This is a genomic window from Candidatus Terasakiella magnetica (genome assembly GCF_900093605.1).
GTDB classification, from domain to species: Bacteria; Pseudomonadota; Alphaproteobacteria; order Rhodospirillales; family Terasakiellaceae; genus Terasakiella; species Terasakiella magnetica.
Map to the genome: position 1 here is coordinate 26,297 of NZ_FLYE01000006.1, position 19,142 is coordinate 45,438.

General features: G+C 39.2%; 20 protein-coding genes. 5 read left to right on the top strand and 15 right to left on the bottom strand.

Going from position 1 to position 19,142, the window contains the following annotated elements; translation table 11 throughout:
• Window positions 1–912: 912 nt before the first annotated feature.
• The 3 genes from MTBPR1_RS05730 to MTBPR1_RS05740 all read left to right on the top strand — a co-directional run bounded on the left by MTBPR1_RS05730 (window position 913) and on the right by MTBPR1_RS05740 (window position 2,560).
• A complete protein-coding gene (locus MTBPR1_RS05730; RefSeq protein ID WP_069186613.1) occupies window positions 913–1,368 on the top strand; it encodes a helix-turn-helix domain-containing protein in 456 nt (151 codons plus the stop codon).
• A gap of 145 nt (window positions 1,369–1,513) precedes the next feature.
• Window positions 1,514–2,080, top strand: a complete 567-nt coding sequence (locus MTBPR1_RS05735) for an HIRAN domain-containing protein (RefSeq protein WP_069186614.1) — start codon at window positions 1,514–1,516, stop codon at window positions 2,078–2,080.
• Between the two features lie 54 nt (window positions 2,081–2,134).
• Entirely contained in the window at window positions 2,135–2,560 is a 426-nt protein-coding gene (locus MTBPR1_RS05740) for a hypothetical protein (protein WP_069186615.1), read from the top strand.
• Between the two features lie 63 nt (window positions 2,561–2,623).
• Here the strand turns inward: MTBPR1_RS05740 and MTBPR1_RS05745 are convergent, their stop codons facing one another.
• A complete protein-coding gene (locus MTBPR1_RS05745) occupies window positions 2,624–2,896 on the bottom strand; it encodes an HU family DNA-binding protein (protein ID WP_069186616.1) in 273 nt (90 codons plus the stop codon).
• 160 nt (window positions 2,897–3,056) lie between these two features.
• Between MTBPR1_RS05745 and MTBPR1_RS05750 the strand changes: the two genes are divergently transcribed.
• Both MTBPR1_RS05750 and MTBPR1_RS05755 read left to right on the top strand, forming a co-directional pair.
• On the top strand, window positions 3,057–3,521 hold the full coding sequence (locus MTBPR1_RS05750; protein WP_240492866.1) for a LexA family protein: 465 nt from the start codon (window positions 3,057–3,059) through the stop codon (window positions 3,519–3,521).
• Window positions 3,518–4,783, top strand: a complete 1,266-nt coding sequence (locus MTBPR1_RS05755) for a Y-family DNA polymerase (RefSeq protein WP_069186617.1) — start codon at window positions 3,518–3,520, stop codon at window positions 4,781–4,783. The genes MTBPR1_RS05750 and MTBPR1_RS05755 overlap by 4 nt, the downstream gene beginning before the upstream one ends.
• A gap of 94 nt (window positions 4,784–4,877) precedes the next feature.
• Here MTBPR1_RS05755 and MTBPR1_RS05760 read toward each other — a convergent pair whose 3' ends face one another.
• The 14 genes from MTBPR1_RS05760 to MTBPR1_RS05825 all read right to left on the bottom strand — a co-directional run bounded on the left by MTBPR1_RS05760 (window position 4,878) and on the right by MTBPR1_RS05825 (window position 19,125).
• Complete coding sequence (locus MTBPR1_RS05760) at window positions 4,878–5,651, bottom strand: hypothetical protein (RefSeq protein ID WP_069186618.1); 774 nt, start codon at window positions 5,649–5,651, stop codon at window positions 4,878–4,880.
• A gap of 93 nt (window positions 5,652–5,744) precedes the next feature.
• Window positions 5,745–6,185, bottom strand: a complete 441-nt coding sequence (locus tag MTBPR1_RS05765; protein ID WP_069186619.1) for a hypothetical protein — start codon at window positions 6,183–6,185, stop codon at window positions 5,745–5,747.
• 248 nt (window positions 6,186–6,433) lie between these two features.
• Window positions 6,434–6,796 carry a hypothetical protein gene (locus MTBPR1_RS05770; RefSeq protein ID WP_069186620.1) on the bottom strand — a complete coding sequence of 121 codons (363 nt, stop codon included), beginning with the start codon at window positions 6,794–6,796 and terminating at the stop codon, window positions 6,434–6,436.
• 54 nt (window positions 6,797–6,850) lie between these two features.
• Entirely contained in the window at window positions 6,851–8,338 is a 1,488-nt protein-coding gene (locus MTBPR1_RS05775) for a hypothetical protein (protein WP_069186621.1), read from the bottom strand.
• A gap of 154 nt (window positions 8,339–8,492) precedes the next feature.
• Window positions 8,493–9,401 (bottom strand): DNA N-6-adenine-methyltransferase, encoded by a 909-nt coding sequence (locus MTBPR1_RS05780; protein WP_205631212.1) that lies wholly within the window; start codon window positions 9,399–9,401, stop codon window positions 8,493–8,495.
• A 78-nt stretch (window positions 9,402–9,479) separates the two neighbouring features.
• Window positions 9,480–11,981, bottom strand: a complete 2,502-nt coding sequence (locus MTBPR1_RS05785) for an ADP-ribosylglycohydrolase family protein (RefSeq protein WP_069186623.1) — start codon at window positions 11,979–11,981, stop codon at window positions 9,480–9,482.
• 2 nt (window positions 11,982–11,983) lie between these two features.
• Window positions 11,984–12,445: a hypothetical protein gene (locus tag MTBPR1_RS05790; protein ID WP_069186624.1), complete on the bottom strand. Its 462-nt coding sequence runs from the start codon at window positions 12,443–12,445 to the stop codon at window positions 11,984–11,986.
• On the bottom strand, window positions 12,445–12,981 hold the full coding sequence (locus MTBPR1_RS05795; protein WP_069186625.1) for a hypothetical protein: 537 nt from the start codon (window positions 12,979–12,981) through the stop codon (window positions 12,445–12,447). The genes MTBPR1_RS05790 and MTBPR1_RS05795 overlap by 1 nt, the downstream gene beginning before the upstream one ends.
• 8 nt (window positions 12,982–12,989) lie before the next feature.
• Complete coding sequence (locus MTBPR1_RS17940; protein ID WP_126465039.1) at window positions 12,990–13,295, bottom strand: hypothetical protein; 306 nt, start codon at window positions 13,293–13,295, stop codon at window positions 12,990–12,992.
• Window positions 13,296–13,430: 135 nt separating this feature from the next.
• Window positions 13,431–13,853, bottom strand: a complete 423-nt coding sequence (locus MTBPR1_RS05805) for a hypothetical protein (protein WP_069186627.1) — start codon at window positions 13,851–13,853, stop codon at window positions 13,431–13,433.
• 68 nt (window positions 13,854–13,921) lie between these two features.
• Window positions 13,922–14,407, bottom strand: coding sequence for a hypothetical protein (locus tag MTBPR1_RS05810; protein ID WP_069186628.1), 486 nt, complete (start codon window positions 14,405–14,407; stop codon window positions 13,922–13,924).
• Window positions 14,408–14,815, bottom strand: a complete 408-nt coding sequence (locus MTBPR1_RS17945; RefSeq protein WP_126465041.1) for a hypothetical protein — start codon at window positions 14,813–14,815, stop codon at window positions 14,408–14,410.
• Between the two features lie 12 nt (window positions 14,816–14,827).
• Window positions 14,828–15,712 carry a 3'-5' exonuclease gene (locus MTBPR1_RS05820; RefSeq protein ID WP_069186630.1) on the bottom strand — a complete coding sequence of 295 codons (885 nt, stop codon included), beginning with the start codon at window positions 15,710–15,712 and terminating at the stop codon, window positions 14,828–14,830.
• Window positions 15,709–19,125: a TM0106 family RecB-like putative nuclease gene (locus tag MTBPR1_RS05825; RefSeq protein ID WP_069186631.1), complete on the bottom strand. Its 3,417-nt coding sequence runs from the start codon at window positions 19,123–19,125 to the stop codon at window positions 15,709–15,711. Before MTBPR1_RS05825 ends, MTBPR1_RS05820 begins: the two co-directional genes overlap by 4 nt.
• Between the last annotated feature and the right edge of the window lie 17 nt (window positions 19,126–19,142).

The window sequence follows — 19,142 nt, forward strand, 5'->3', positions numbered from 1 at the left end:
TAACTTAATATTTAAGTTAACCAAGCAATTGCTTTCAGCAAATCCACATTTGTTGGATTAAGTTAAACCGTGTGGGTTTTAACCGTAACAAGAATGGGATTTATTCTTTGGATTTTCAAAAGCCAAATAAATCGTTTCTCAGTAGGAAAGCTGGCTTACATATACCAATACCCTATAATCAACAAAACTATGCTCTATAGTAGGTTTCTGATAAGCCTGATTGTATTTCAAAGGACTAAGGCGTTAGCCACTAATCAAACAAATAGTTAGCTCTTATTGAGCAATGGCGTTAGCCCTAAATGTTGGCAAACATAAATTTGAGCTTTAGCTCAAATCAATAGGCGATGAGCCCAGCATTACGCGAAGATGCAAAACTCAAGATGCAAACTTCATTTCTGTAAACGACATACAGGTTACCAGAACAACCATACACACAGTTTTACCGGATCTATTTTCCGGAAATTACCGGAACATACTTAATCTGAATTAGGTAAATGATGGCTACGCCGTTACAATGTATTATTATCATACACCTTTGATTTTATTAACTTTTTTGCATTTTACCTATTGACAACAGAGACTAATTATGAGAATATACAATCAACAACGCGAGTTCACTAAGTGCATAGCTTAGTAAAACAATTTCAGAAACCTATAAGGTATTAAAAGAGTTAATCTTTTGAGTTATTTTAGAAATCTATAAGATATTAAAAGACAAAATATCTCGCGTTGAAAGAAAGACCCGAAAGGGTCTTTTTTTATGCTTTCAGTTTATTCACAAAAAACTATTTACAATGTTCTATTGAAATTTATCTGAACATTGTCACTCGGCTTATGTAAACAATGATTGCATAGCCAAAACATATTCGCTTAAATGAAAAAAAATCAGATCATAAATTGAAGAGACACAAATTGGCTAAGAAAGATAAACCGCTTCCAGGAACCCGAGGTAGTGACACTCCCCACCCTGTTGACGTTCACGTCGGACAACGTATTAAGCTTCGTAGAACCCTTGTTGGAATGACACAAGGTCAACTGGGCGAAAGCATTGGATTGACATTCCAACAGGTGCAGAAATATGAACGAGGCTTCAACCGTGTTTCTGCAAGCAAGTTATGGTTACTTTCAAACATCCTTGATGTACAAATTTCCTATTTCTTTGATGAAATGCCTGAGGCCACAAAACAAACCTTCCCTGGATACGAAACTGATAACTCTGAATCTGATGTACCTGAAGAAGAATTGACCTTGCACAGACGGCAAACCCTTGAGTTAGTTCGTGCCTTTTCTCAAGTAACAGACCAGAATGTCAGAACACAGCTAAACAAAATGGTTAAGGCAATGGCTGGCATTACTGACGAAGAATAACACCAAGTTTATTTACAAAGCGAGAACACAATAGATTAACAACTCTTTGATTTAGTTGAGTTTTTACTTGACTTTAAAAGCAATTTAAGATAATATATTCAGATTATTAACAATCATAAGGAGATGATTAAGAGGAGTATAAAAGATGTTATGTTTAACAGTGAAGGAGATTTCTGAAGATCTAAAAATATCAAAACCGACAGTCAAAAACAGATTAAAAGACTGTTCTAAACATTACGTTCAACGTGAATTTGAAACAAATTATTATAATTATGACCGAACCTGCACAGCTTACGATTTCAAAGATATCGTAACCAAGGTCTTTAAAGATTCAGCTCAAAACAAGTTCTTTGAAAAGTACCTTGGCAAATACCTTGAGCAACAAACAGCAGGAATAAGACTTTCAAACGAATTGAAAATTGCAGGAACTCACGTAATCCCAACCGAAATCAGTTTGGGTACGCATATTTATCTTGTTCCAGAACCTGATAATCCACACGACAGTAAAGCCCTTAAGGTCTTCAACGCCATTGATAATAACCACCTTGGCTATGTCTACAGGGAAGACCAGGAAATTATTTTCAACAGCCCAACGTTCAAGAAACAGCAGAAGTTATTTGGTGTCATCACTGACACAGAAAGCTATGGCTTTGCCTCAAGGGAAGACGGCTGGATTGGAGGTCAGAAGAAATATTGCAAATGGTTCATTTAAGAACCTATACAATCAACAAATTGTTTTTAATTAATTATTTTAGGAGATTTTATTATGAATACAGACACTCAAACCCAAATTAAGAAACACGCAGACAACATTTTGTATGAATTTTCAGGCAAAGTTCATCTCAACGAAAAATATGGCGATACTGCACAAGGTTGGGCTGACTTTGTCACAGAAGACCTATTTGAACATCAATCTCTTTCAGATCTTGATTATGATGCTCAAGATTTTGAAGAGGAGGTTTTCAAATTCCTTACAGAATACTTTAAGGCTTTACCTCATTTTGAGATTGTCAGCCTGACTCAATTTGCAAAAGGTTGTTCTGACTTCAGCAGGGCTGCCATTGAAAAGCTTTTGGACAATAAAGATATCCCTGAAGAATATTATATTTATCAAGGGAAGCGAACTTATATCAATCCACGTTTAAGTTTGTGGCTAGACCAGGTATATCCTTTGAAACAGCTTGCTTCCTGACAAAGAAAAACACCCACCATGGTAAAACGGTGGGTGTTATTTTATGTAAACGATATCGAGGGCTTATGCGTTTACAGCATCTTTCAAACCTTTACCCGCTTTAAACTTAGGTTGTTTTGAAGCAGGGATTTGGATCTCTTCACCTGTGCGTGGGTTACGACCTGTAGAAGCTTTACGATCTGCCACTGAGAATGTACCAAAACCTACAAGGCGAACATCATCACCAGATTTCATAGCATATGTAATAGCCTCAAAAACACCTTCTACAGCTTTTGTAGCATCAGCTTTAGTTAGGCCAGATTCAGCAACAGCATTCACCAGTTCAGTTTTATTCATAATTTCATTCCTATTTGAAAATTCATAAACGATTTTGCTATTTCACCGAAATTGACCACAAAGTCAAACAATACAAGCTATTTTAAAGCCCATAGAAGGTATGTTTTGTATTTTCTAAGGATAAAGCATAGGTCTAAATTGGCTACAAAAGCCTCATTTGATGTTTCATTTCACATTGACATATCAACCTATGTTCTTCATATGTTCCTTTATGGAGATATATAAACCTGACATCACATCACAATGCCCACTGCCCATTTTTCTGTTTGCTGTAAGTGCTGGTTTCCCAAGCCCCGCAGAGGACTTCACAGAAAAAACTTTGGATTTAAATGATTTCATAGAACACCCAGCCAGTACTTTTTTTGTACGAGCAGAAGGTGATTCAATGATTGGTGCTGGGATATTCGATGGTGATTTGCTGATTGTTGATAAAAGCATCACCCCAAAGCATAATTCAATTGTCATAGCTTCCATCCACGGTGACCTGACAATGAAACGGCTCATCAAAAAAGGCGATAAATGGTTATTAAAACCAGAAAACCCTGATTACCCAATTTTAGAACTTGAAGAACAATCTCAAATTTGGGGTGTTGTTAAGAACTGTATGCGAGACCTTGAGAAATGACTATCTTCGCTATAGTTGACTGCAATAACTTCTATGCTTCTTGTGAACGAGTTTTTGAACCTCATCTCGAAGGTAAGCCCGTAGTTGTGCTTTCTAACAATGATGGTTGTGTTATTGCCAGGAGCAATGAAGCAAAAGCATTGGGAATTGGAATGGGCGAAGCCTATTTCAAAATCAAACCCCAGATCCAAAAACTAGGGCTGGAGGTTCGTTCATCAAACTATGCTCTATATGGTGATATGTCTAATCGGGTGGCGTCTGTCCTATCTACATTCTCGCCAAACATTGAAGTTTATTCAATCGATGAATGTTTCCTGGACCTAACAGGCTTTGAGCATCTTGACCTCACTACATATGCTCAGGAAATACGACATACGGTCAAACAATATACTGGTATCCCTGTTGCTCTTGGAATTGCACCAACAAAGACATTAGCAAAAATAGCTAACAGACTTGCCAAAAAATCGACTAAAGCCAATGGTGTACTTGATTTAACCAACCACCCTGACTGGATACCATTAGCTCTTCAAAAAACTGAAGTGGGAGATGTCTGGGGCATAGGCAGACGTTATTCCAAGTGGCTTATTGCAAACAATGTGCATACCGCATTTGATTTGGCTCATTCTGAAGATGACTGGATACGAAAGAAGATGGGTGTTGTAGGTTTAAAGACTGTTCACGAGCTTCGTGGCATCAGTTGTGTGGAATTAGAACATCACGCACCTGACAAGCAAACAACCGCTGTTACACGCTCTTTTGGGAAGATGCTTGATTCCTTAGATGACCTTGAAGAAGCCATCAAATCTTTTGCTTCCAGAGCTGCTGAAAAGATCAGAACATCAGACCTTGTTACTAATCAGGTTTCCGTCTTTGTTCGAACAAACCCATTTCGTGAAGACCTTGAGCAATATACCAACTCCATTACAGTTGGCCTCACCACATACACCAATGACACCCGAGAGATATTACAAGCCTGCTTATCTGGCTTGAGAAGAATTTTCAAAGATGGTCTTCAATATAAGAAAGCTGGCATTATCCTTCTTGATTTAATGAAATCAGACTCAGCACCTAAAACCCTATTTGATATAAATCAAGCTGTTGATGACCAGTTAATGAAATCCCTAGACAAGATTAATGCTCGCTTTGGGTCTGGAACAATTGCCTTGGGGCAGTTAAAGAAATCCAGATCCTGGTATATGACCCAAAACCATAAATCTCCCAGCTACACAACAAAATGGGATGAGCTTGTCAGAGTCAGATAATCTCTAAATCAGAACCAACCAGACAAAAAAGAAGCCGACAGAATTAACTATCAGCTTCTCTACGGTATGTCAGACAGGGACATTTTCCAGATCCTTATGCAGCTTCCGTAAGGTATGCAGGCACTCTATCCAGAACACTTACCTTAACACCATCCCTCTTACCGAGGTCAGTATTTAGGTCAATAACCAGTCTCTTAGTCCAGGGGTTTTTTGCCGCCTTTTGAGTGACCTTACTGCTTTCAACTAAAGCAAGAACGCACATAAGCAAACGATTAGCCTGCTCCTTATCACTGTTGTTACAGTTCAATTCCCACAATCGTAGAATTTCAGCTTTCAACTGCTCTTTTGACAAGTTACCCAAACGGTCAGATGCCTTATCATTAGATTTTTTACTAAAGAAGACATCACTGTCCACAGTAGCTTCAAACTCAGGGAAACCTCGACCATCAAAAGTCAGATTAACTTGAAGGTAGCCATTTGGAACATCAGAAATCAGCTTTTGGCCTGGAGCACTGACGTACAAATCTAATGGAACACTTTTACATACAGCTTTCCAATTATCACCAACACGATTTAGCTCAACAGCGATAAAGTTCTCATCCGCTTTATCTACAGCAGGAACAAGAAGTCTTTTACTTTCCAGCAGCTTGATGCAACATACTTTCAAAGTATTCGCTACCGCTTCAGCTGGCATAAACTGAGCTGAAAACAAAGCTGATACAATATGGTCAGCTAGGCGTTCAGCATTCAAAAACGCGGGTAAAAGTTCTTCAGACGCACTTAGGTTAGCAATCTGGACTGTAGGGACTGCAATCATAGCAGTTCCACCAGTATCTTTATTATTTAACGCAAAAGTCAAATATTGCATATTTAATCTCCTTTTCTATGCACATAGCCCCATAAAGCAGGAATGGACTGGGGCATTTAAAAAAAATGTCCATCCCTGTTTGAAACAGTCTGGTTAAGCTGCTTCTTCGATACGCACTCCTTTCTTGAATTGGTTTGAACCTTCCTTGAAGCTCACCACTGGCAACACTTCAACAGCCTCATCCTCATTGTCTTCATCGAAGAATGAGAAAGTGAAATCGTACTGCAATGGTGCAGCTTGATATCCAGCTTCAACCTTGACCGTGAACTGTTCAGCTTTAGCCATTACAGTTTCATAAAGGTCACAGGCTTCCAAAACAGCCACAAGACATTCAAAGAACTCATCTTGGTTCTCGAAGAACACTGAAGTACGAGAACTGACCAGGCTGAATGTATTATGAAGAGCATCACCTGCTGTTTCACAGTTACGAGGCAACTTGCCTTTGAGCTGTTTCACCTCTTCCAGGGATTTCTTTGAAAAGTGTGTGCCTCCGTTGTTTCCGCTGGTTGCAATGGCCTTAAATAATTTAGTCATAGTGTCAAACTCCATCTTTGTTTTCGATGAGTTCAGTTATACTCGACCAAACGAAAAACCTGCACCCGGACACTGTGATCAGTTTTGCAAAAACATTATATATCAATAACTTAATTGCATAATCAGTGAAAAAATAGCTATTATTGTGCAGCCCATTTCTGGAGCGTTTTAAAATGAAATTGAGACGAAGAAAAACCCGCAGCTTTCACTACGGGTTTAATCTTTGAAAAATAATCCAGAAATCATTTTTAATTCACTCTGAGTAATTTTCTCTCATTCTTACAAACCATCTCAGTACTGAACTGATTGTCCTTCCATTGGATCAGAACATATTCATCAGACTTCAATTTTCGTGCCTCATCCAACGCACCATAGCTCGCAATCAGCTCAGCAATTGAATGGCACAGCAACTGATAAAACAAACAATCAACTTGTACATTGGCTTTCGACAGGTGATCAAAAATCATCCCGTATATACTTTTAAGTTCAACAATGTCGGCTTTGGGAACTGTTTCGTAATCACTCAGCAGTGATTCATACATACGGACATCCTCGTCACCATCAACGAGAACACCATTTTCAATGCGTTTCACTTTTACTCTAAAATCCATATTAGCTCCTTTTATAAAATTTATGACAGGAGCTAATGGTCTCAGAATTGGCTATTAATCTTCAGGGGCAGATTGTGATTTTCTTTCCGACCACTTCTCAACCTTTTGATTTAAAAAACTTCTTACATCTTCCGGGTATGATTCATTGGCCTTTATGTATTCTTCACGGGCTTTTTCTAGGTGTTTACGTTGCTTGTTTGAAAACTTGGTTTCGAAATGCACATTCAACCGAATTTGTTTTGAGTAGCTATCTTCAATCCGTGTCTCTTCAGCTACCTCACTTTCTGGTTTTATCTTTTTCAGCATTTCAGGTTTTTCCAGAGGTCGAGAACCGTTCCAAAGTTTGCTTAACTGCCAAAATTCAGGGTCGGATTGAAAATTATCGTCAAGCAAAGCTGATATGACTTTATCTTCACAGTCACCGCTCAGGTGTTTCTTGAAGCTTTCATCATTTAATTGATGAACATCTGCTAAAGGCACTATTTTATATGGACTTGCGGGAACCTCCGATTGATGCATTGCATCAAAAGCACCTCTTTCTTCAGACATTTTTCGGATCTCTTCAGCTCTTGCCAAGAACTTAAATAAATCTTTCCCTGAAACTTTTTTACCTTTTCGGTTACCGTATACATCAAATATAGGTTTTCCATTTCGGTCGAAATAAGCTGCCCATAAGTGAGCAACATTCTGATATTTCCCCCGCAATTGCCTGAACGCCTTAACTGTTCTAGGAGGAGTATTTGTCAAAACCTTCCTAAGAGGCGACACCTCTTCTTCATCCAGTTTTTCGTCTTTGCTAAGCGTGACATTTCCTAAAACCTTTGAGAGTTCATTCTCACTGAGTTTGCGACCCTTTTTCCGCTCGGCATTTTCAGCAGCCTTTTTCTTTTTAGCATGTAAAAGCCCTTTATTCTTTTGCTTATTGGTTTTTGTTATCTCTTTTTCCATCTCATACAAAGGGTTGTAAATTTCTAATGGCAAATAATACGGCAGCAGTCCAGGGCTTATTCGCCCTTCATACCTATACTCATCATCATTCTTGGCTTCCAACAAACAGTACATAAACTCCAAAGACCGTGCTGCTAAATAACCATACCTGAAATAAGTTTCATTTTTGCTCATTACCTGAACATCTTCAGGTCTTTGGTCAAACGCTAACAGCTCGATATCTTCGCGGTTCAGTTTCATTGGCCATTTATTTTTAATGTTATGACCTAGATGGTCAGACCATTCATCAGCAAGCAGGTTTTCGCATAATGCTTTACGTTCAAATGACCGCAAAAATGCTTCTCTCTCAGCCTTGTCCTCGTCCTTTCTTGGAAAAAGCATATAAGCAAGAATCACGTTTGTTTTGCTGTAACCATATGATGAGACATCAGGTAAAAGAAAAATTGTATTTGTATCTCTAAGCTCGATTGGTTCCAAAGAAGTTTCATATTCAGATAGGCTCTCTTCTAGCTGTTCCTCAACAGTAATCTTACTTGCCCCTTTGAGTGCTTTGAATTTTTTGCCCCTTGATTTCTTTTTCTTTTCTTTAGCCATTATATCCCCCTTAAAAAAATTACTAGAAAGATTAACGCTTCAAAAACATAGGTCAACTCGAGAATTGCATCATTTTCATACAGTTAGGAACAAAGTGTTCCACTATAAACGTGTGTTTATTATGGAACACCCTGTGTTTCTACCCTCTTGTCCACTATTCAGCTGAAATTGCCATTTTAGGCATATGAAATGATGGAATTGCCTTCTGGGTTTCTTGGATCTGAACCAAATCTGCATTCCAGAAAATAAGTGCTGATGGGAATGGGGCAGAATTAGTCTGAGAACCAAATTTTAAACGACCGTGCAAAAACAGAATATCTGCTTTGCCTGCACAATTATTGTTCCACCATTTCGTATCTGTGCGAGCTGGCACCAAGCCGACCACTGTTTTAGCATCCCCCCTCTCAACACTATCAGCAGCTTTTTTCGTCCAGGAGGCAACATCTGAATAAGGAGGATTCATAAAGACAACACCGCACCATGGTAAAGACAGACCATCATTCTTCTGGGTGAAATATTTCTTGGCTTTAACAGGTGCTTTACCCTCGTCCCTTGTTGGTGAACACGGGTCTAGGTCAAAGACACTATAAACAGAATATAAAACATCCAAGACATGTGGTGGTGTATACCACTCATCAGATGTGGATGTGTTGGCAGCGTTTTCAGTAAATCGTTTCTTTTTATCCTTTGGTTCAATCTTTGCCTTTACACCAAGCACATCAAATACCCTGGATAATGTGTCGACCCGACCAGTCGATTGACTTTCAAGTCTAATAATTGTCTGCCTTGCCACATCAACAGAACGTGCTAGTTCACTTTTGCTTAGTTGCTTCCGTTTTCTTAAATGTTCAATGCGTTGGCCAATGTTATTACCAGCAGGTAAACCTCGCCCAACAATTTCCAACCCCATTACGTCAAGAACTCGAACCAAACTTATCAAGTTTCCTTTACCTTGATGCAGACTTCTCAATGTATTTCTTGTCAAAGATGTATGCTGCCCTAACTCACTTATGTTGATTTTTCGTTCAGCAGCAAAATGAAGGAAACTTGTATCTAATGGCATCTGTTACTATTTTTAACCAAACTTGATAATATTTGCAGGTCTATTGGTTAAAAAGTTATACAGTTAAAGCTACTAAAATCAATCAGCTTGATATCTTTTTGAATATAGTTGGTTTGCCAGTTCTAATATTCTCCGGCTATTGTGCAATTCAGAGACCCAAGAACTTGGGATACCGTCCATTCCATAAATAGCACCTGCTATTTGTCCAGTAACAGCACCAACCGTATCAGCATCATCACCTAGATTCACAGCAAGTAACAAAGCATCTTTGAAATTCTCGGTCTGCCAAACCGCCCACATTGCCGCTTCTAATGTTGAAACGACATATCCATCTGATTTGATTTCATCTCTGCTCTTATTCTTATAGTCCCCATTGATGAGATGAAAAAGCTCTTCAGGACACCCCTCCACGTCAACAGCTTGCAGAGCTTTCTGCTTATTGCCAGTTTTTATCCCTTCGATAATAATTGCATTCAACATCCTGCAGGCAAAATTTGGAACAAAATGGTTATGGGTAAATTGCCCTTGTTCAACCGAAATGATGTCAGCCATATCAGCATTATTTTGTCCAAAAATTGAAACTGGAGATAAACGCATAATACTTCCATTTCCCCCAGCCCATTTCCCTGTAATCCCGCAATCAAGATTTTTGGTGCGGTTATAATTTGAAATTGCTCGAAGCGTTGTATCCCCAATATCAAAACACCTTGGTAATGAGGAGTTATATCCATCATCAACCCAACGAATTAACTTTTCTCCAAACGAAAAAGCATCATATCCATTTTTCTCAATAAGCGTTTCAGCCAAACATAAAGCCATAGATGTATCATCTGTCCAAAACCCTGGCTCTAAACTATATGTCCCGCCAGCTGTATATCCTGAAACATGTTGATATGTATCCCGTCTCATAAATTGAATTGGAGCACCCAGTGCATCTCCAATTGCCAAGCCAACAAGAGCAGCAACTGAACGCTGTTCACCTCCTGAAATTTCCTCTGATAATTTACTTTTTGACTTATTTAGTTGCTTGCAGACATCTACATATTGCGACAAAACACATTTAATTTCGTCGTTTAGATATTCCATAGTGATAAATGCAATATCGTCAGGCACACCGAATAATGCTTCTGCAATGCTTCCTGCAATACATGCTATTGTATCGCTATCCCCACCAATTGAGATGGCATTTCGTATTGCATCCTCAAAGTCAGTTGCTTCCAATGCACAAATAATTGCTTGTGGGACACTACCAGCACAAGAGACATCAAACCTATAATCTGGTCTAATTTCATCTACAGTTTTAGAAAGGTCATATTGGAACCGTGAACTTATTTCAGAACGAATATCTTCAGACTTAGCATCGTGCAAGGCCATCCAAATAGCAACAGCAACCGCTTGAGCCCCTTTAATACCCTCAGGGTGATTGTGTGTCGCAGAACTAACATATTCAGCCAAATACAAGACATCATCAAAATCTTTCGCAAAATATGGAACTGGGCTAACCCTCATAGCTGAACCATTCCCCCAGCTATCATATGGTCCCATACTTGGGTCGTTCGCCCACTTTTTGAACATCCCACCGTATCCAGAATGAGGATACTTCTTCACGTATTTTCGTAAGTAATCCGCTACATCGCCACCATTCATAAGACAATCCGCTATGGCAACTGTACATATAGTATCGTCAGTGAACCTGCACCCGTGACCAAACAAAGGAAAGTCTTTGCGTTTAGTTCCATAACCTTCATAGATTGAACCTACAACATCACCTGTTATTGCCCCAATAAGCCACGGACTAGTTTTTGTGCTTCCTTTATATTCATTATGAATTTTGGAATTCCCTACGGTTCTAACTTTGTCAGGTTTCAAACCGCCCCATAATGCACCCGCAAATGCACCACTAAGAACAGGTGAATAATTAGCGGAACCTGCAAAAGCTATAGAACGCTCTAATGCTTCATCGAAACTTTCAGATGTTCCGACAAAATGCAGAGCACTATGTAAAACTGACAGAGAAAATGCTGATTTATCAGCAGGTGGTCTATGCCAATTCACAATGGATTGCACAACATCTTCAGGCAAATCAGTGATGCAATTTTCAATTACATTTTCCCATTTAACTCCTGTAGCCAGTAAACGAGCGATACGAACTGAAGCTACAGCAGAATAAGCTGCAATGTCACTTAGATGAGTAAGCTTTGCTTCCTGATAGGCAGCTTTCTCAAGTTGGTCAATATCGAGAAATGAAACGCCTGCAAGAACCACACTTCTATGGAGTGGGCCGCAGCCAGCTGTCATACCCTTTAAGCTTTCATCAATTTCAAAAACAGCCTGCGTTACAGGAGTTCCTTCAGAAATTTTGCAAAAAACACCCTCAGCAACTGGCCCTGTATCAAAACCCTTTTTATCCCACCAACTGACATAGCGATTAACTACATCATAAGCATCAAATCCTTGATGTTCATAGACACTGTCTAAAAGGATATTAGCTAAGCTGGAAGGCCCCCCAATCTTGTCACCAATTGATTGCCCTACAACAATGCTTTCATATTTATCTGATGAGGAATAAGCATCTGTCATTTTTATTGTCTTTCTGATTTCCAAAAAGTTGGAATTGAAAACGCAATTTCATCATCATTCCCAATAAAACCTGATGGATTTTCAGACCGTCTTTGGTCATTTATTGGCAAAGATTTTGAGCAAGCATCATCCAAAGCTTCAGACTCTTCTGCAAATGGCCCAATATAACCAAACCCGCAGCCTGCAGGCTCATAATAAGTAAGCCAGTACCATCCAACTTCATTTGGAAAGCCCGCACTAGAGGTCATATCCTCACGGACATACATAACTTGAAAGAAATCATAAAAATTATCTAAACCGTCAATCTCCACACGCTCACTTAGCGTGGGCAAACCATCCCTGGAAGAAGAGTAGTCGAGAGGCAAAGTTTTTGCCATTTCACGGATTGTTATCGGATTACCATCTTCATCAGAAAACAGGATTTCAAAATCATCTGATGTTTCCACAATGTCATCTCGATTCATTATTCTTTCTCCATCTTTAAGCTAAATGCTCGCCTAACAAAATTAGCGATACTTGATGTTCTTTTTATTTCTGGTGGACCCTTTCTCAATTCCTCCATTTCCTTAGAACGGTCGATTACATCGTGAATGCGACCATTTTCAATATTCACGTCGAATACAGTTTGATAAGAAGAAGGAGCTTGGAAGCCCATATGAACATAAAGTTCATCAATAAAATCTTTTGCTAATCTGATTTGACCAGAAAAAGGAATGGTGACATCAAGGTTTTCATAACTAGCCTGATATTCATCTTTCATTGGCTCAACATCACCAATTTTTACATAATTGCTATTTTTGTCTCTTAGAGTTAAACCCCGAAGTTTTAATGCGTCTTCAGTCAATTCGAAGGTACAATAGAACCCAGCATAACAAGCTGTATGTAGCATTTCAGGTATCATCCCATATTCACTTGGGTGAAATAACTCAGGACCTTCAATGCCTATTAGGTCATAGAACTCACCATCATAAATTATTGTATTTGAAAACTGTGCAGTCATAATCTCATCTATTGCCCATTAACAGTCCCATAGACTGAATCATATCCAGGAATTTCATAATCAAATCGATGCTGCCTAACTCTTCCAGGTGTCTCGACCCCAGAAGGAGTTTCTCTACCCAAATATTCTCTTTGGGAACCGAAAGGTACATAGAAGCTATTTGCTTGAAGATTTCTCTGATGGTCATCATACCGCTCAGAACTAAGCCGTTGGCGATACTGCTCTGTTGTCTCAAGCAAACGTGACTGCGACATTGCTTTCAACGATTGAAGCACAACAAAAAATGTAAATAAGAAAATCAATGCCCTGTTCATTTGCCTCTCCTGTGTTTCCTGTTTTTAGGTTTAACACTGGAAGGTGACAAAATAGGTCACTCAAAAATATTATGATGTCGCAACATGGTTTTTATGCACTAACCCTACAACAATATTAAATCTGCTGGGATAATACTATGCATGACCTTTCATCATTATCACTGATAAAGGTATTTTAGAGGGGATAGATTTAAGGTCAGTATTCCATATTTCCATCAAATCCGCACATGTTTCATCAATCTCGCAATTCTTGGAAAGAGTAGAAAACAAAATATCACTCATGAAAATTGTAAGTGGTGCGTTATGAGAAAGTGCCGCCAAACAAACATTTGCCGCATACTTAACAACCGTAGTGCATGATTTCCTATTAGCAACGGAAAGTGCCATAAACATGAAACCTGCAATATCATCCTCGGATAAATCACCATGAAGTGCATCTTCGATGGCATGATGTAAAATCATTAATCTTCGATCCATGCGGTCTGAAACACTCAGAAATGACAACGTATTTAGAGCTACTTTGTATGAATAATTTTGAAGTTCGATTGATGCTACCATTTCAACAACTCACAGCTAATATTTTAGTAACTGTGTAGCATCGAAATATGACAAATAAGGTCACATTCCTATTTATCTTCTGGCATAGGAATTCTAGCACTGAATAACCACGTTTGCCGTTGATCGGTTTTGTGCCTCAAAGGTTCATCAATTCCTTCTGGCATTCCCTTATGGTTAGGGTCAGGCTTTAAAACTTCTCTTTTGATGGGTTTGACACCATTCAACCCAGTTGAAGGAACCATGACCTTGGACTTTCCATTAGAAACCTGAAGACCCACTGCCATATATGTCAGGCGAATGACAGTATCTAGAGGCCATGTGGTGACGATTTTTGCCAATTTTACTCCATCGACCTGACATCGCCATGTTTCCTTTCCTATTGCTTCAATCAAATGGTCAAACTTACTAAATTTTGATTCAGAAACTGATAATTGGCTGGAACCACGATAAAACTCTAAATCGACATACAAAGGCTTCTTTCTTCGCTTATAGTTTGTATTTTTCAAAGCTTCGCTCAATAAGCCAGCTTTTACATCACAATATTGATCCGACATTTAATTCACCTTCTCATCACTGTCATCCATATAAGGGGATACATGTTCCAGCCCCCAGCCACAGAGTTCGGTTTCAAAGCTTGAAAATCCGAAATGAGCTGTATCCGACACGTTATCGACTTGGAATTCCGTTAAATTAGAAAAGCTTGAAGAATGCTTTGCTCCAATGTCCTCAGGCTCCCCAAATTTTTGAATTTCATCAGTATTTAGCTCAGCATCAAAATCATCTTCATCACCAGACAAACCGATCACTTGATTAAAGTAATTACTTCTATATTGGAAGTTCCCATCAAAGATGACATATAAAAGGTGTTTACAACCTGGAAAATCTCGTGAGTGAGACGCTTTTCCACAAAACGGACAGTGTATAGGCTGTGCATACCACTGATTAAGTTCAACTACATTCATTTAATACTCCAATTACACGCGTACAGAATATCTATCGTAAGCCGTAATCTTGGTTGAAAAAACATCAACATCTCGCTGATAAATTTCTTCCTTTAGATAATTCTCTTCAGCATCCAATTCATCTTCTAAAACATCAATATACCAAGCTTTTGGTCGACCATCATTTCCAGGGTTCCATCTATAACCTCGACCTTTCAATATATCTTTGAAGTCAAAAGGAGCATTCTCAGCCCAAATTCGATAAGTGGTTTTACGGGCATTTTCTAGTAATTTGAAGAAAGCCAGGCATCCTGTAGCAGGTAGTTTTTTAGACAGGATTTCAATAGATGCCAAACAATCATCTGTTGCCCTGTGTGCATCAAAAAAGAACCCCATAGAGTTGGCAAGATATCCTAATTTGGCTCCATCATAGCCTTCTTCAGTCCAAGGCACTTCTTTAACCGAACACCCCCAAGCCTTCGTTTCAAAAACACCTGCAAAATTTTCAAGAAACTTGCGGTCAAATGAAGCATTGTGAGCAATTACCAAATTAACTGTAGAAGCAAATGCATTCACCTCATCGACATCTATACTCTGACCTTTAAGCATATCATTTGTAATGCCTGTGATAGCCGTAATCTCTTCAGAGATTGGCTCAGACGGTTCTCTCAAACCTTGAAACGCCTCTTTTACTTCAAAGATACGACCATCAACAGAATAGGTGAAAGGCACCATAGCGATTTCAATGATTTCATCTTTTAGATAGTCTAGGCCAGTTGTTTCAACATCAACAAACAGACCATTCCTAGTCTCCGTGCCATCATATGGATTTATAAACTGCTTAGGTGTTAGCTTGCGAAGAACTTTATATTGTCCCGTTTCTTCTAATGCTTTTGCCATTCCTTCATAGTCATTCATTCAGCAGCCTCCAATATTGGCTGTTCTTGGGCAATCGCTGAGAAGAAGTTTACTAGTTTCATCTGTTCAATGCTGTTTGCTTGTGTAAACGCCAGTTCAGGGGAGCCAACAACAATAGCCAATGCCTGTGCTCTAGAAAGTGCAACATTCAGTCTATTCTTAGAAAATAAGAAGTCTAATCCTCTTGGGCTTTCATCAGCTTTAGAAGCACACATACAGACAATCACAATGGGGGCTTCTTGACCTTGGAATTTGTCCACGCTGCCTATTTTTGCTTCATCACCCAAAGCAGAACGCAATAAGTTCACTTGATAATTATATGGAGCAACAAACAAGATATCATCCAAGGAAACTTGTTGTCCCGAATGACCTCCATTTGCCCAAAGGGTCGCAGTTTTCAGTTTTTCGACAATATGAAGAACAGCTTCAACTTCTTCTTCACTGCCTTGTGTATTTCCTTCGTGCTGAACAGCCTTAAAACATATTCCAGATGCAGGAACCCCCACATCACTTGGGAAATTAAGCTGATACTGCTCTGCAACTGACGCTGAGGTCAACCTGCTTTCATAAATGTGCTCAGATATAAAATTACCAATCACAGGATTCATTCGATATGTCTTAGGCAGGAAAACACCTAAGTTTTCTGGTATCGTTTGGTGTTCCTGTAGAAGATAATCCAAAACAGAAAGCCCACTGTCTTCAGGGTGGCTCCCTTGCAAGGGTTGTCCCAATTGCATTTGGTCACCCATTAAAACAATATTCTCACAGCAATGACTCATTGCTATCAAATTAGCTAAAGAAACCTGCCCAGCTTCATCGATAAAGAGATAATCAATTGGCTTATCTTCATCTTCTGTCGTGACGAATACATTATTTGAAAAAGCCCAAGCAGTTCCACCGAAGCAAACTGCGGGTTGTCCAAAGTACTTTTCACATTCCTTCGATTGAATGGGGACCATTGAATAATCTTTAATTTCAGGATCTTTTAGGTTTCCCCCAACCTTAAGTAAGGTAGACGTAATTCCCTGTTCACTTGTGTAAGAGCTAACACCTTTCATCAAATTCATAATGGCTTTATGGCTATTAGATGAAATACCAACACTGTGACCATTCTTTAAAAGCTCAGCGATAATGTGCTTAGCCGTATATGTTTTGCCTGCTCCAGGAGGCCCCTGAATGCTTAAACAACTACTATCTAGGTTCACTACAGCATCAATTACTTGAGACAAGAAGTCATTGGCATTTAGATCAGCTGGAACGATTGGATTTCGTTCACCTGTGACAAAACGAGGAGGCCTTCTCAATAAGAAGTCCGTTATTGCTGATGGGGTGAAATCATTATTGGCAATTTCTTCAATCACTTCCCTCAGGCGAACAGGAATGTCACGAGGATGAACATATTCATCAGGAATAACAGTTAATCTATCGGGGAGCTCTTCACGGTCTTTGAAAATCGCAATGCCATTTTCAGTATCCATTAAATCCGTATCGACCTTTTTGTTCTCTTCTCCAACCACATAAAATGTTTTGTTATGTCCTTTAAATGGCTGGTCGAGGTCAAACCTATATTCGAAGGATGCTTTTTGAACCCTGTTTGATGACTTAAATGGAGGTCTATCTGTTCTCGTTAATCCAGCTAAACAATCCATATCGTCATAGAGTTCAAGCTCAGAAAGCCCCATCCTATCAAACAAACGCCACCAAATTGGTTTAGCTTCTCTGCTATGGAATTCAGACATCCAACCAAGGTTTCTTAGAAGAACCTGCTTATCTTCATCCTGTTCTGCCTCAGCCTTTGACAAAAGTTTATCTCGAAGAATTGTTGCTTCAGTTTCCTCTTCCTTGAGAACCTTTTCTTCCTCTACTTTAGGGCCTGTATATGCAATTTGTTCCTGCTCTTTTAATTCACGCAACCAAGCAGTCAGTTCCTGAGTAGAGTCACAATCATCAATATTGTAAATACGGATAGAATTCAAAACTTCCGAGGTTTGCCAAGTCATTCCATCTGGATTGTTTTGCCATTCTTCATAGACAATTACAGACTCACCACCACTGGCAACATCTGTATCTCGTTTTCCACGATAGATATGCTCAACATTTTTAATGGAATAACTTGGTTCACCTATAAGCAAACCGTGCTTAACAACCTTATACAGGTCAACAAATACGTTATTTCTTAGCAGCGTATCAACTTCATATTCACATACGCCATAACGTCCCATAAGCTTTCTAATCGCCGATATTTCATATGAAGCATAATGGTAGATGTGCATATCTGGATACTTGAGCCACCTATCATAGGCCCAACGAATAAAGTCAGAAAAAGCGACTTTCTCTTGCTCGTGGTCGTGAGCCCAGAAATCCCTAAAATCTCTTTCGCCATTTTCTTTAAAATACGTAACGCCCCAGAGGTATTCGAGACCACCCTCCATTAACGGGAAACCTTCAATGTCGAAGAAAAGGTCGCCTTTTGAATGGTCAGGAAGTAATGACAGACCTTTGGCTTGCTCAGGGCTATGGGGCAACACCTTATAATCAGGAACTTCATTTCCAGCTGAAGCCAACTGAATTGCAGCTTGGGCCTTTAACCTTTCGAAGACATCAACATTCAGCTTCTTGATACGCTTAACATCTGTTTGAGCAAGTTCAGTAAATGTCTTTATCCCTGCTTTCTCAAGGCGTTTAATTTGTGTCCCTGTTATTCCTGCCACAAAACACAAATGGTCCATTTCCTTTAAAAGTTTTTCCCCATAAGAAGACCATCTTCCATTATCCATAGAGATATTTGGCAATGGTTGCTGCAGGTTTTCATCTGAGTGAAACGCCAAGAAAGATGATTTCAAAGCCTGATAATAAGCGTAAACCTCGTGGGTTAAGATATTAACCCGTTCTTTTGTACCCAATACAACCGCAACCTTTCTAGGGCGAACACCCTGTATTGCTTCGAGCATCTCAGCATAACAACAGAGTTGGACAGCAAAATATGGTTTAACTTTCTTTGAAAGCTTCGTATCCCAAACCTCATAATGATAATCACCAAATTTTGATTTCCCTGGCACTTTTACAAGAAAGTCTGAAAGACCTGCAAATTGCCCATAGGTTAAATATCCCTGTGCAATTACATCGGCACCAGATGCCATAGCTTCTAGAGTTTTAGCTTTTTGTTCTTCTTTACTTTTACCTTCAATTTTGACAACCCTATCCTGCTCTTTCTCTAAGTCTTCCAAGAAATCATCTTCGTGCTGATACCCTTTTTCCTGAAGGTTCTTAAGAACACGGTCTTCTTCATCAACTAAAGACCATAGAGATTTATCATCAAGTACCTGTCTTTCCATATATGAAGCAAAAGGTGACCCCATAAATGTAATTAGGTCAGATGGAGAAAATAATAGCTGTCCGTTTTGAAACTGCATTTAACTGAAAATCTTTC